This window comes from Halalkalibacter sp. APA_J-10(15) (genome assembly GCF_023017105.1).
GTDB lineage: Bacteria > Bacillota > Bacilli > Bacillales > Bacillaceae_D > Halalkalibacter.
The window spans coordinates 50,813-64,815 of record NZ_JALKEV010000022.1 but is presented as its reverse complement, the minus strand read 5'-3'; the positions used below and the strand labels follow the sequence as shown (position 1 = coordinate 64,815).

General features: G+C 36.1%; 13 protein-coding genes and 2 pseudogenes. All 15 read left to right on the top strand.

What is annotated here, in order from left to right; translation table 11 throughout:
- Positions 1 to 526: pseudogene (locus MW695_RS20425) on the top strand (hypothetical protein); the annotation flags it as partial.
- Positions 527 to 537: 11 nt separating this feature from the next.
- On the top strand, positions 538 to 1,068 hold the full coding sequence (locus MW695_RS20420; RefSeq protein ID WP_247107334.1) for a DUF2247 family protein: 531 nt from the start codon (positions 538 to 540) through the stop codon (positions 1,066 to 1,068).
- Positions 1,069 to 1,390: 322 nt separating this feature from the next.
- Positions 1,391 to 1,951 carry a hypothetical protein gene (locus MW695_RS20415; protein ID WP_247107333.1) on the top strand — a complete coding sequence of 187 codons (561 nt, stop codon included), beginning with the start codon at positions 1,391 to 1,393 and terminating at the stop codon, positions 1,949 to 1,951.
- A 29-nt stretch (positions 1,952 to 1,980) separates the two neighbouring features.
- Complete coding sequence (locus tag MW695_RS20410) at positions 1,981 to 2,238, top strand: hypothetical protein (RefSeq protein ID WP_247107332.1); 258 nt, start codon at positions 1,981 to 1,983, stop codon at positions 2,236 to 2,238.
- A 154-nt stretch (positions 2,239 to 2,392) separates the two neighbouring features.
- A pseudogene (locus tag MW695_RS20405) lies at positions 2,393 to 3,073 on the top strand (IS4 family transposase); the annotation flags it as partial.
- A gap of 482 nt (positions 3,074 to 3,555) precedes the next feature.
- Positions 3,556 to 4,821, top strand: a complete 1,266-nt coding sequence (locus tag MW695_RS20400) for an FAD-binding protein (protein ID WP_247107331.1) — start codon at positions 3,556 to 3,558, stop codon at positions 4,819 to 4,821.
- A 497-nt stretch (positions 4,822 to 5,318) separates the two neighbouring features.
- Positions 5,319 to 6,068 (top strand): aminoglycoside phosphotransferase family protein, encoded by a 750-nt coding sequence (locus tag MW695_RS20395; RefSeq protein WP_247107330.1) that lies wholly within the window; start codon positions 5,319 to 5,321, stop codon positions 6,066 to 6,068.
- Between the two features lie 149 nt (positions 6,069 to 6,217).
- Positions 6,218 to 6,595, top strand: coding sequence for an ACT domain-containing protein (locus MW695_RS20390; RefSeq protein WP_247107329.1), 378 nt, complete (start codon positions 6,218 to 6,220; stop codon positions 6,593 to 6,595).
- Positions 6,596 to 6,763: 168 nt separating this feature from the next.
- Positions 6,764 to 7,408, top strand: coding sequence for a uridine kinase family protein (locus MW695_RS20385; protein ID WP_247107328.1), 645 nt, complete (start codon positions 6,764 to 6,766; stop codon positions 7,406 to 7,408).
- Between the two features lie 138 nt (positions 7,409 to 7,546).
- Positions 7,547 to 8,005: a GNAT family N-acetyltransferase gene (locus MW695_RS20380; protein ID WP_247107327.1), complete on the top strand. Its 459-nt coding sequence runs from the start codon at positions 7,547 to 7,549 to the stop codon at positions 8,003 to 8,005.
- Between the two features lie 143 nt (positions 8,006 to 8,148).
- Complete coding sequence (locus MW695_RS20375) at positions 8,149 to 8,709, top strand: GNAT family N-acetyltransferase (RefSeq protein ID WP_247107326.1); 561 nt, start codon at positions 8,149 to 8,151, stop codon at positions 8,707 to 8,709.
- A gap of 137 nt (positions 8,710 to 8,846) precedes the next feature.
- Positions 8,847 to 9,332, top strand: coding sequence for a GNAT family N-acetyltransferase (locus MW695_RS20370; RefSeq protein ID WP_247107325.1), 486 nt, complete (start codon positions 8,847 to 8,849; stop codon positions 9,330 to 9,332).
- A 154-nt stretch (positions 9,333 to 9,486) separates the two neighbouring features.
- A complete protein-coding gene (locus MW695_RS20365) occupies positions 9,487 to 9,882 on the top strand; it encodes a hypothetical protein (protein ID WP_247107324.1) in 396 nt (131 codons plus the stop codon).
- Positions 9,883 to 9,995: 113 nt separating this feature from the next.
- The gene (locus MW695_RS20360) at positions 9,996 to 10,847 is read left to right on the top strand and encodes an AraC family transcriptional regulator (protein ID WP_247107323.1); all 852 of its coding nucleotides are present in this window, start codon (positions 9,996 to 9,998) and stop codon (positions 10,845 to 10,847) included.
- A gap of 856 nt (positions 10,848 to 11,703) precedes the next feature.
- Positions 11,704 to 13,836 carry a glycosyl hydrolase 53 family protein gene (locus MW695_RS20355; RefSeq protein WP_247107322.1) on the top strand — a complete coding sequence of 711 codons (2,133 nt, stop codon included), beginning with the start codon at positions 11,704 to 11,706 and terminating at the stop codon, positions 13,834 to 13,836.
- The last annotated feature ends 167 nt before the right edge of the window (positions 13,837 to 14,003 follow it).

Genomic DNA, 14,003 nt, shown 5'->3' with positions numbered 1-14,003 from the left:
GGAACATTGGTTAAATAGTATTGGAGTAGCCGGAATTGTTGCAGGTGGTAGTTTAGCAGGCACAACGCTGAGAAGTACAACAAACCAGTTGAATACGGGACCGAGAGTGAATTCGGGGGGGCAGGGTTCAAATAATGATGGGGTTCGAGTTAATGGTGATAAGGGTAAAGATATATCACATCCAGTACTTGATAATACACGTACAGGTAGTGCATTAAAGGAACCAGATGGTCAGCACGGATTTAATGATATTATAGATAATTACACTCCATATGCTAAAGAATTTAAAATTACTGGTGGAGACGGAGTGCAAAGGAATTTATCTCAAATTGAAGGCGGGATAAAGTATTACGATTATAAAGATGTATATAATAAAGACTTGCGAATTACAGAGAGAATAACAACTGTAAAAGACCAAAATGGGATATTTGAGTGGATAGTTGACCCCAATAATGGTGTTACACACAGAAGATTTATTCCAAATGGACAAATTACTGGATTTCCAAATCAAATTACAAAAAAATAAAGGTGATACTAATGAGTTTTTCTAAAGATACTTTCAAGGAAATGAATATAAGTTGTGGGTGGTATACACTTTACGTGGGATTAAATCTTGGTTTAATTAGTGAGAGTGATATTATGAATTATGCAATAGATTATCTATCTAAATATCCAAACTCTGAAAACCACAACATAATACAGCTCGCTTGGGGAGATGAAACTAATTATTGGGAAATACTTATTAACATAGTAAAAGAGTCAAGTAATAGTGATTTATCTACGGATTCTGATACTTGGCAATTAGAGAAAAGAAAATGGAGATTAGTAATTTTAGTTGACTTACAAAAAAAATATTTAGATAACTATGAGGAGTTACTTAATAAAGTTGCTAAAGTATATGCTGATATGGATTATCCAGTAGATATGGAGCACTTTATTAACTATCTAACACCTAAAGATGGTTATAATCCATCTCTATATTCTCCAGAAGAAAATAGAGCTAGATTAGTTAAATTATTTAATTCCTTTTTGGATAGAGAAAAACAATTATTAAATGAGACTACTTAAAATAATTAAACTTTGATTGGCTAACTACCTTTCAAGGTTTCTTTTTTTGTGTGGGCTACCCAGTGCCGAATAAACGTAAGCGTCAAATACTCCCCACTTATGACTAAGATGGGCAGTATAGTAAAATCTAGTTAGCAGTTTTTACATAACAGTGCTCTGGTAAGGCTCTGAATTTCCTCAGTTTAATAATGTAGGGGAGTACTACAATTATATAAATGATGTAGGAAGACGAAGTGATATAACAAAGGAACAAAAGTTTAAAAGAATTCACGAAGCTTATGCATCATTAAATAAAAAAGGCGATGTTACAGTAGTTTCTAATATGAGTTTTTTAAGACCAGAGGCGTTTAGTCCTAACGGTAGAATGTTAATAGATTTGCCCGATAAAATGGGCTTTGTTGAGGGTTCAATTCAACCTATAAACAGAAATAACTTACTACCAGAAAGATGGGACAGAGTAGGGGGGAAAGGTGGAGAGAACTTTACGGTTTTACCTGAGAATGGAATTGTTTATACTTACGATCAACGCTCCATACCATATCTAGAAAATCCGTCAGCTAGACATGTAGGTACTTTTAATAATAACACGTATTTTGATTCTATTGACGCAATCAAAAATGGAAATCTTGAAGAGTTAAATAGAATCGTGATTCGTAATGGTAAGAATGAATTATCCTTAAATGAATTTAAAGAGATAAGAGCCGATTATATTGATTTTCAATCAAATATTAATAAAACAATTGGAAATATTGATGCAACGTACGGTTTAGAAGGGAAGGCTGCACCATGGACAAATGGTACAAATGGTGAGCTATTAATGAAAGGTGGAGCAGAGCAAATTGTTACTCCGATTAACGCTGAAGCGTTAGAGATGATTGAATAATACCAAAATATTAGGGAGGCATACATGGGATGAAGAAAGAAGAGTTTTTAAAGAAAATAAAAAATGAAAAACTAGACATGGGTGAGTATATTTTAGTTCTTGATCGTATAACAGATGAACCACTTGTAATAGGGTGTGTCCTTGATCAGGGAAAGTGGAAAGTATTTAAAACAAGAGAACGTGGGGGACACTTTATTATTGAAGAATACGATAAAGAAAATGAAGCATTTGATTTATTATATGATTTATTATTAAGCAGACACAATAGAAAAAGTTACAAAAGTTAATTTTCATACAAAATCACTAGTGTTGCATTAATCTAATTTAACTATTAGAAATACTCAAATGTTCAATAATTTTATTTTATGCACAAAAAAAGTCCTTTATAATGGATAAGTCAGGTGGTAATCCCGTCCAAATCCAATAAAAAGGACCAATCTCATGGATAAGATTACACGAAAAACGTCATTTGGACAATGGTTTTCACCAATAAATCTTCAATTATTTGATGATCAAGTGAAAACATTGAAATTAGATTACTACACGAAAAAACTTACGACAGAATCATTTTTAAAATTATTACTTTACGCACAGCTCGAAGAAGTAGAAAGTCTTCATGCGCTAAGTGATTGTCTTTTCGATGACCAGCTTCAAAAAGGAACCAACCTTGATTCGATCAGTATTTCTCAGCTATCACGGCGATTAAATGGCATGAATCCAGATTTATTCCAAAGGCTTTTCCTGGATTTAGTCTCACAAATTCATGCCAAAACACACTACACCAAACTCGTCATGCCGTTAAAAATCATTGATTCCAGCACATTGCCTCTTAATTTGACCAATCATAAATGGGCAGAGTTTCGGAAAACAAAAGCAGGTGTAAAGCTGCATTTGCGCCTAGTATTCATGAAAAAAGGAATTTCCTATCCTGAAAAAGCTATCCTAACAAACGCAAAAGATCATAATCGTGGTCAACTAGAAATCATGGTAGACGACAAGGAATGCATGTATGTGTTTACCCGTGGCTATCTAGACTATGAACGTTTTGATCGCATGACAGATGATGGCTATTTCTTTCTATCCAGGCTACGTAAAAACGCAGTCATACGGGAAGTCTACGATTCGTATAAAGGATAAACACCATCATACGTGTTTATTAACCATAATTAAACAGGTCCACTATGACATATCTACCTTTGTCGATCTAGTATCTTTTTGCTGACGATTGTCTTCTAGCTCCTTTCCAATAGAACCATTATAAACTATCATTACTACTACTTTTAAAGATATCTCGGTTTTATTGGTCAAGCTCATATGCCATTTAATCTCTGCCCGTTCCCATTAAAAAAGCACCTAGTATAAACGTTTTTTCTCTACAATGATTGTCGAAGAGTCAAGAGAGAGGAGCCGTTTGGGTAGCAGATAGGTTACGACGTGCAACCAAACTAAAAAATCATAGGGATGGTTCTCCTACTTCCTTCGTTTAGCGAAACAAAAAAAGCAAGAGGATTGTTCTTTTTCACCTCTATTCGTGCTATCTTAGAGGAGTCTATTATTCTTTTTAAATTTTTTCTAATCAGATAAGAAAAGAGAGGAACGTCTATATGCAAAAGAACTGGGCAGGTAATCTACAATACAGTACAAATAACTGGCATGAACCTGAAACGATTGAAGATATTCAGCAAATAGTTTCAAAGGTAACAAAGCTACGTGTAGTCGGAACGCGTCACTCGTTCAATCGTATCGCAGATTCAGATGAGAATCTCGTACCCTTGCATAAGATGAACAAGGTCTTAAACATTGATAAGGAGAAAAAAACCGTAACGGTGGAGGCTGGAATCAAGTATGGGAACCTTTGTCAGGAGCTTCATCAACATGGCTATGCATTACAAAACCTTGCTTCCCTTCCCCACATTTCGGTTGCAGGCGCTTGTGCAACAGCTACACATGGTTCAGGGAATCATAATCAAAATTTAGCTGCAGCTGTTTCTGCAATGGAAGTCGTAACCGCTAATGGAAGCCTTGTCACGTTTTCGAGGGGAACGTCAGGAGAGGATTTCTATGGTTCAGTTGTGGGGTTAGGTGGATTAGGTGTTGTCACCAAATTAACACTAGATATTGTGCCGAGTTATCAAATGAGGCAGGATGTATACGAAAATCTCCCATTAGCACAACTAGCTCACGATATTGATACGATTTTTTCCAGTGCTTATAGTGTTAGTCTATTCATGGATTGGCAGGACGAAACGATTAATCAAGTGTGGCTGAAAAGCAAGGTGACGGATGGTCAACCTTTTCCGTTCGGTAAGGATTTTAATGGAGCCAAAGCAGCCACAGACAATCTCCATCCTGTACCTGGGGTCGGAGCGGAGAACTGTACAGCACAGCTAGGTGTGGAAGGGGATTGGCTGGATCGCGTGCCACACTTCCGAATGAATTTCACTCCAAGTAAGGGCCAAGAGCTGCAAAGTGAATATATCTTTGCTCGTGAACATGCCTATGAAGCTCTATGTGCACTTAGTGAAATCCGTGAATCCATCGCACCACATTTACTCATATCAGAAGTACGGACCATTGCCAAAGACGAGCTTTGGATGAGCCCATCTTATAAGCAGGATTCGGTTGCGATTCACTTCACGTGGCAAGATAAGTGGGCGGATGTTCAGCAAGTGCTACCACTCATCGAAGCTAAGCTCGAACCTTTTCAAGCGAAACCACATTGGGGAAAATTGTTTACGACCTCACCTGAAAAAATACAGTCTCTTTTCGAAAAGATGTCTTCATTTCAGTTATTGCTGAATAAGTACGACCCGAATGGGATGTTTCGTAATCGCTTTTTGAGTAGATATATTTTTAATGAGGGTGAGTGAATTCATTTTTACGAGATTCACGTCATACAATCGAACTTGATGCAGCATATTCAGTTTAAATAGCTGAGTTGCATTAGGTCTCGCATCGAGCAGTGCTGGGCTAGTCCAGCACTGCTTGAACCGTTTGGCGCGACGTGTGGGGACCGGGCACCTGTCATCTTCACATCTGTGAATTTAAAGCAATGAGTGGCTTGAAAAAATGGTTATTTCGTGATTACCTTAAGTTACCCTCGAGTAGCCTTATACTAGGCCTCATTAAAAAAATTTGCCTCGAAATATCAGTTCGATAGACCAGCTTACCCAAAGAACCGTTTATAATAACGACTATCAAAAAGCTAAAAAAGGAATACAAAGCAAATAAATTAGCTTAACCGTGATACCTCATATAAATGATCGTAATGTATTAAGAATAGTTTGCCCAAATGAAGTAACTGGTTAGTGGAAATGAAACAAGTGTACATTAGGCAGGATAATTAAAAACGTAGGGAGGAAACCCAGTGATTTTAGGTGACCCAATAGCGATCGGAAATACTGCAAAAATTTATCTTTCTGACAACAAAATAGTAAAAGTTTTTAACGACTTTTTACCGAATACGGAATCTATAAATGAAGCAAATAAACAACAATATGCGTATTCATGTGGACTTCCTGTACCTAAGGTATTAGATGTAACCAAGATAAATGGAGTTCAAGCCATCATAATGGAATATATAAAGGGAGAAACATTAGGAGATTTAATGTTCAAAGATGAGGAACAAACAGAATATTACTTGAATATTTCAGTTCATATGCAACTTGAAATTCATAGTATTATTCCAGATGGAATCGAACCAATGTCTGATAAATTATTCCGCCAAATTGAGAGTGTGAATGAGTTAGATAAAAAGAAAAAGAATTCTTTGATAAAGAAATTGGAGTCAATGACATATGAGAATAGGCTCTGCCATGGTGACTTTCATTTATTTAATTTGATTAAGACAGAAAATCAAGTGGTCGTTATAGATTGGGTTGATTCGAGTGCAGGGGATATTTGTGCTGATATATATCGGACCTATCTATTATACTCGCAATTTTCACCTGAATTAGCAGATATGTACTTACGACTATATTGTGAAAAAAGTGGAATTTTAAGGTCAGAAGTTTTTCAATGGGCTCCAATCATTGCTGGAGCAAGGTTATCTGAAAGTGTCTCATCGGAGAATTCAGAACGACTTATGGAGATTATTGATCACTACTGTCCATTGTAATGTGAGAGTACTATGTGCGTAACTTCATTAAAGAAAAGGCGAGCGATTGTTCAATAAGAACAGTTGCCTTTTCATTTAAAGGCAGTTGGGTAAAAAAAGCTGGGATAGTATAGTAAGATAAAATAAATTTTAAAAGGAGTTCTCAAAATATGAAATTAAACATTTTAGATTCAACTTTTTCCGTCGTGAAATTTCCTCCAACTGAAACAATACCCTTGTGGGCATTAGAATCCGATATGTTTTCTATTACTAGAACTAATGAGGAATTATCTATTGTATGTCCATCTAAATGTATATCTAAGAACGAAGTATTTAAAGATATTGAACATGATTGGAAATGTATAAAAGTAGAGGGGATTTTAGACTTTAGCCTAACTGGAATATTATCTGCATTGGCGAATACATTAGCCAAAAATAAAATCAGCATCTTTGCTATTTCAACCTATAATACTGATTACTTACTTATTAAAAGCGAGAGGTTGTGTCCCTTAATCCAAATTATTTATTTGAAAGTCCGAAACAATTAACTGAATTGTTATCCTAAAACTAGAACCGATCAATGGCCGTCTTTTATTGTTTTTTCTAAGTTTGCTGAAACGGGCATTCCCTCAACTGGGGATGCCTTTTCTTATGTTAATAAAAGGAAATTAGTGTTAAACTAATGAAGTAGGGGAGTGAAGTGTGGGAGGGTAATTTTGAAAAAACTATTACATAAGTTAGCCAATTTAATAAATAAGAGAGATGCAAAAATGATCATTGGTATATCAGGACATGGTGCTTCAGGTAAGACAACTTTTGCAAATAACCTTAGGGGATTTTTGGAAAATGATGTGAATTATATTAATACTGACCCATATATTATTACAGATGTAAGGAAGTACACGGCGATAGATTATGAATATCACAATGAAAATTATTCTTATAAAATGACAGCTTGTCACCCTGCGGCTCATAATTTGTTGGCTTTGGAAAGAGATATAATGATGATTAGGGATTCCGTAGATTTTTATACGATAGGTACGCATTACTTGAAGAGTACGTTAATTTCTTCACTAAATAAAATTAATATTGTTGAGGGCATGAGTGTAGCGTTTTTAGATCCAAATTTGTTTGATTTAACAGTTTATCTATATACTGAAGGAGAAACGGAGTTAATACGTAGAGGAGTTCGTGATGTTTCGGAAAGAGGAGCTAATTTTAACTATATAAAACAATCCCATGAGCAGTGTAGAATTCAATATAACTTATTTATGCATGCTTATCATAAGAATTTTGATATTGTTATAAAAAACTCAAATGAAGAAGTTATCTTGGAAAAATGCGAAATAGAGGTAACCTAATGATTTTAGGTAACCTATGACAGCTGTTGCAACTTTTTTCTTGTTCAACAACGGAGAGCTTGTCCGAAATAAATGGAGTTGGCGTTATATGCTAAAGGGACAGGATTGTAAAATTCAAAATGCTTTGAGGTGAGACTTATGGTTAAGAAAAGTTGGGAAAATGGAGATTATCTTATTACGATTGATAAAGCTGATTTAGAATTAGATGTTATTTATAACTTTTTGAGCAATGAATCCTACTGGTCAAAAGGAATTTCTAAAGAAGATGTGATTAAATCAATAAACCATTCTACTCTTTGTTTCGGCTTGTATTATATAGACCGTGTTGATAGAAAGAAGAGACAAATAGGGTTTGCACGGGTCATTTCTGATTTGGTTACCCATGCTTTTTTGCAAGATGTGTTTATTTTAACTCCGTATAGGAAGAAAGGATTAGGTAATTGGTTGCTTGATATCAACACTCATTATGAAGAATTAAATATTCGCAGAATTATGTTAAGTACTGATGATGGACATTCATTTTATGCGAAATTTGGTTTTGCTCCACTTGATAAGCCTGACTTATTTATGCAAATAAAGGGAAAGGGAGCAATTTAATAGTCAAGTTAAGGTCTGACGCCTCGTGTTTTGTATAACAAATAAATTTATTACACAAGAACGAATATGCTGTATGATCAAGGCAATATGACTGTGCTGAGGAGAGATGGAAATGCAAATAAAGATAACAAGGGGAAATGAGAGTGAATCCTTTATTATTAGATATACCATTACAATTTAAAACGGAAAGACTACTACTACGAGCTCCTAGACAATCAGTAGATAGTAGCATTGTCAATCTAGCAATAAGAGATTCTATCAATGAATTACAGCCTTGGTTGCCATTTGCCCAAACCATTCCAACTCTTGAAGAAACAGAAGTGAACCTTAGAGAAGCAAAGATAAATAGTTTAAGAAGAGAAAGTTTTCGTTACCTCATTTTTCACAAAGAATCTAATGGTTTTATAGGGGTTACTAGTTTTGAAGGGGTAAATTGGGATATTCCGAAATGTCAGATTGGTTATTGGATTAATACTAAATATGGCGGTAACGGATATATGTTAGAGGCTGTGAGAGGTTTGACGGAATTAGGTCTGAATCAAATTAAATTTAAAAGGATCGAAATAAGATGTGAATCCACTAATCTAAAAAGTCGTGCAATTCCTGAAAAGTTAGGGTTTGAACTTGAAGGTATATTAAAGAATGAGGATTTATCGGCAGATGGTCGTAAATTAACCGATACTTGTATTTATGCAAAAGTTTAGAAAGTTAACATAATGAGTGCAATATTTCAGAACAAGAGCTGTTGTTTAGGTGGCTTTTGTTGGAGTACAGTAGGTTAGTTCAATCAAAAGTGAGAACAGACAGAACATCAATATGAGATTATTGAAAGGTAAAAAATATGGATATATTCATTCGAAAAGCCAAGCAAAGCGATTACGAGTCATTGTTGCCTTTATTTAGGCAGGTTCATGAATTTCATGTTTTTGTTAGACCAGATTTATACAAAGTGAATTCAACTCCAGTAGCTCAAGAGTTTTTCGAAAGCCAGTTGATAAATGACAAACAGCATATTTTTGTAGCTACCGTAGGGAATCGTATAGTCGGTGTGATAGTGATGAAGGAAGAAGAAACAGCTGAGAATTCTTTTGTGAAAGCAAGGAAAGTATTGGTTATCAACAGCTTCTGTGTTGATGAAACGCATAGAAATAAGGGTATCGGAAAGAAATTAATTAAATATGCTTTTGAATTTGGAAGAAGCCTTCGAGTTGATAGTGTTGAATTGGGAGTATCTGAGGAAAATACATCTGCCGTTGAATTTTATCGGTCTATAGGGATGACGACAAAGAGTAGAAGAATGGAGATTATATTGAAGCCTAACGAGTAGCTCTAGCACAAGAATGGTAGCTGCTTTAGGTAATCTCATTAAATTAGTGGAAGCGATGGTCCATGAAGGATTATCGTTTTTTATATTGAATTAATTGTACTAACGAAGCAAATGAGGCAGGTCGGCATTAGTTTTTTTGCGAGGGGGATGTAGATTGACTTATTTAAAAGGGTTATTTTTGTGGATAGTACTTTTACTTATTTCAGTATGGTTATTAGAACAATCACAGAGATGGGGAAATACCCCGTTTTTCCCCACAACACCACTTTTACATATCTTATCCATTGTAACGCCAATAACTGTACTGATCGTATTTGGAATTCTACTTGGGAATAAGCACTTAATGAAAGAAGTTAAAGCAGAAGGACGGTGGAGAGTGAATTTCCCCAAATTAATTATTCTTGGTATATTTCCATTTTTAATCGTTAGTCTACCAAGTCTATTCTATGAACAACTCCATAGTAGCGTAGATTTATATATGTTGGAAGTATTAGCGTTAATTTTATGTGGCTATTATATTTCTCGTAGTATAAATAAAGTGAAAACTTAAATGAAAGCGCAATTATTAGGTGTATCATGAATGAATCCATTACTAGTCAAATCAAAGGTACTAAAAAAGTTGATTTGTCTGTTTTCAGTGGACTCATAAAAGGTGGGTAGAGGATGTACAACAAAAAAGTCAGATATGAATACATTACAATGGAAGAGTCACTCCCTTTATTCGTTGAAAGTGTAGGGTATAATACGCAAGAATTGAACTTTCGCAGACCGGGTGGATATCCATACTATCATTGGCTCCAAACGATTGATGGGGAAGGGAGGTTTTCCTTTGATGATCAGGAATACATCTTAACAAAAGGAAGGGGAATCTTACTAAAGCCTTTTACTCCACATACTTATTTAGCAACGAGTAAAGTGTGGTCTACCATCTATGTAACGTTTGGCGGGCAATCAGCAGAATCGATTTTAGAATCGTTAAACATGGATTCTTCTACGTTGTATACGAATTTAGGAGATATACAATCAGAAGAGATCATCAAAGAAATGCTATTGAAAATTGAATCAGATACAGAGTTTTCAAAGCTTGATTTATCTGGTCATTTATATAACTTTATAATGAAATTAAGGAAATATGGGAAAATGAATAACCAGCCATCTTTATCACATTTATATGACAAAGTGCGTCATATTGTGGATTGGCTTGAAATCTCCTATGGAGAGGACATTACGTTAGACGATATGGCATCGCATCTAAATGTTAGCTCGCAATATTTAAACCGGCTGTTCCAAAATACGTTCAAAGTTAGTCCATATACCTTTTTAATTCAGCTTAGAATCAGAAAGGCAAAAGAAATACTACTGGAAAGCCCGAAGCTTCCTTTAAAAAACGTTGCTATTCTTACAGGGTTTAATGATGTTAGTTACTTTGTAGCAACCTTCAAAAGGAAAGAGGGCATCACACCAAAAAAGTATCGAGATATATTCGCCCTGAAAAAAGGAAGAAATGCGAAATGAATAACAGCTATGAAAAAATATATTACTCTTACATAGTATTTTCATGATGATGTCGTGTTGTACCATATTCCCCCGTTTGGTTTCATATACTAATATTTTTGTGAATATATGGTAACGTTTACATTTTGAATAGTGTGTTTCTCTAATAATGTTTTAAGTTTTTTTGCCAGAGTGCAATACAGTGCTCTCTGATTAAGAAGCTTCAGTAAGTTGGTAGAGTTCTATAACCAAATATAGGATAGAAAGCCGGCTCTTTTATTATGGGGGACGGCTTTTTGGAATGTTTCAATTTTTATTGTTGGAATAGATGGATAGTCCTAGATATAGGTCTTTTTTACTGGTTGGAAGTTTCAGATATTTATATTTTGTGTAGAACATAGTTGTACATCCTAGTGAAAAAATTATATAAAATGAAAACAAGTTTCTTCGAGTAAGTATGGAGCAGTTCATCATGGGCTGTTGCTAAATTTATCTTTATATCTATTCTTCTAAGCTATATATACTCATCAACACGATCTACTTCAGTATACAAATCTCCCAACCTACAATAATTGCGGTATTAAAATGATTGATATTAATGTTAGAGGCCTTCTCTAGCTTTAATATATCTTTACTTGTGAGAGAACTCTATTAAGTGGCAATGTTGGAACATGTGATGATTGAAGGTGAACGTAGGAATTCAAAGCAAAGTTCCACATCATTTAACAGGGTCACTCTAAAAAAGGGTCAACATGTACCCTAATATAGAAGTAAAGGAGGTAGATTCATAGAGTTATTATTGTTGGCCGAGATTTAGACTTGGTAGTGATGCGATCCGTCTTAATTTATCCATTAAAAAACAGGAGGGAATGTGTATATGAAAAATCATTCATTTGCAATGAAAGTGACCGTTCTATTAATGGCTGTATTACTAGTAGGAGCATCTTTTTTTAGCATGCCAACAGCGGCGTATTATGGACATGCAGATATTTCTCCGGCCTACACGAATTTAACAACGAAAAGCTGGGTAACAGCTGATGCTGGGACAGGGGATGCTAGTTTAGCTGTTGACCAAAATTATTCAACCTACTGGGATGCTGATTCTGTTTCAGAGGATAGTTGGCTTGTGGTAGACCTTGGTGGGACTTATCCCGGAATGAAAAAGGTTGAGGTTGTTTTCCCGACGCTTAGCGGCGAATATAACTATAAGCTAGAAGCATCGAGTGATGGGGAAGAGTGGTTTACAATATCTGATCGATCGAATGAAGCTGTAAGCGGGGGAGAGGACGTTCTTATACAAGATATTCCAGATGTAAGATATCTGAAAGCAACGTTATTGGACGTTTCGGACGGTGCAGTGGCAGGAATTGCTGAAATTCGGGCAAATAACTACTTTCTTAAAGAAAACCTTACTATAGGTGCTGACTTATCTTGGGATACAGCGTTTTCAGACAGGACATATACGACACATGACAACACAGACGTGCCGTCCTCAGACGGACGCATGATTGGTACAATGCAAGAGACAGGGATGACATCTGCACGATTTAGGGTTTGGAATGAGCCACGTAGTGAGAATACAGGAAACCCTGTTACTCATGTTGACGGTAGTATGAATCCAGAAGATACATTAAATAAGTCTATATATGCGAATGATCTAGGGATGATGGTTGGAGTTGATTTCCATTATTCTGATAGCTGGGCAGACCCAAGCAAACAGATCAAACCAAAGTCTTGGAAGGACTTAAGTTTTGATGAACTTGTGGAAGCAGTGTATGACTTTACGTATGAAGTTACAGCAGATCATGTTGCTGCTGGAGTGACCCCTTATTATATTCAAGTAGGGAATGAAATTATTGATGGAACACTATGGGGGAATGAAAAGAATCCTACTGGAAATGAACCGAGATATGCAAGAGAGGACCCCTCCTATACAGCACAGCCAGGCGGTGAGTTGTTATGGGAGTACTGGGGATCAGAGGACCCAGAGGAACAGGAAGCGTATGATGCAGCATGGGATCGCTTCACGAGAATCATCGATGCAGGATTGCGTGCATCTCAAGATGCTTCGCCTGAATCAAAAACGAAAATTCACGTCATTGTCGGTTCAACCAGTCTAGCGAAAACACAAGAATTTTGGCGCCAACTGACGACAAGGCTTAAAGAAGATTACCATAATGGCTTTGATATCATGTCGATTTCTTATTACCCGGAGTGGCATGGACCGATGGAGAATTTAAGTAGGAATTTGCATGCATTTGCTACGGAGTTTCCTGAATATGAGCTAGCGGTATCGGAAACTTCTCATAGAGCGTCTGGAGGTCCGTCTGATTCTGGGTATCCTAATACGATTCAAGGGCAAGCAGACTTTTTGATTGATGTTATGCGTGCGGCAAATGATACGATTAATAATTCTGTATCTACTGTATTAGTTTGGGAGCCGGCAATTTGGCAATCTATGTTTACACACATAGGGAATGATTGGTACCAAGCGAACGACTCAACACGGATTTTCCATGCAGCGTTTAGTGATTATATCCCTAAGACGAATGAATATCTTGTAACAGACCTTTATACATCACCGGCTCTTGCTGAAACAATGGACGTATTAAATCTTGAGACAAATACGATAGACAGCATCACTGTAGATTGGGATACGGTGCCAGAGGAAGCATATTCTACGATAGGATCTTTTACAGTGAACGGCACTACGGAACATGGTGAGGTAACCGCTCATGTTGCTGTCGTTATGTCTGCTGACGCTTTGGAGCATGTGACGAATGAAAAGATAGATGCAGGCGAAGTATCTGGCCCACTAGTAGCGCAATTAACAAATTCGTTGAAACAAGTCAAACATCATTATGAGAGAGGTTCAACAGAACAGGCAGTGAAATTTTTAGAGAATTATTTGTTTCATCTTGAACGGAAGGCAAATGAAAGGAACATAACAGAGGAATCAAAAGCAGACCTTTCCTATCACGTTAACTTGTTACTAGATGCATGGAAGTAAGATAGGAAGTATAAGAAGAACCAGGGTGACTCCATATGACCCCCTGGTTCTTTGATCATGTAGAAAGAATTTTCAGCAGGAGAAGTTGAATATGGTATAACTTAGAGGTTTTACAGAATCAAAGACATTGAAATCATCGAAAGGTGTGCCTGATGAGGGGGATTTTA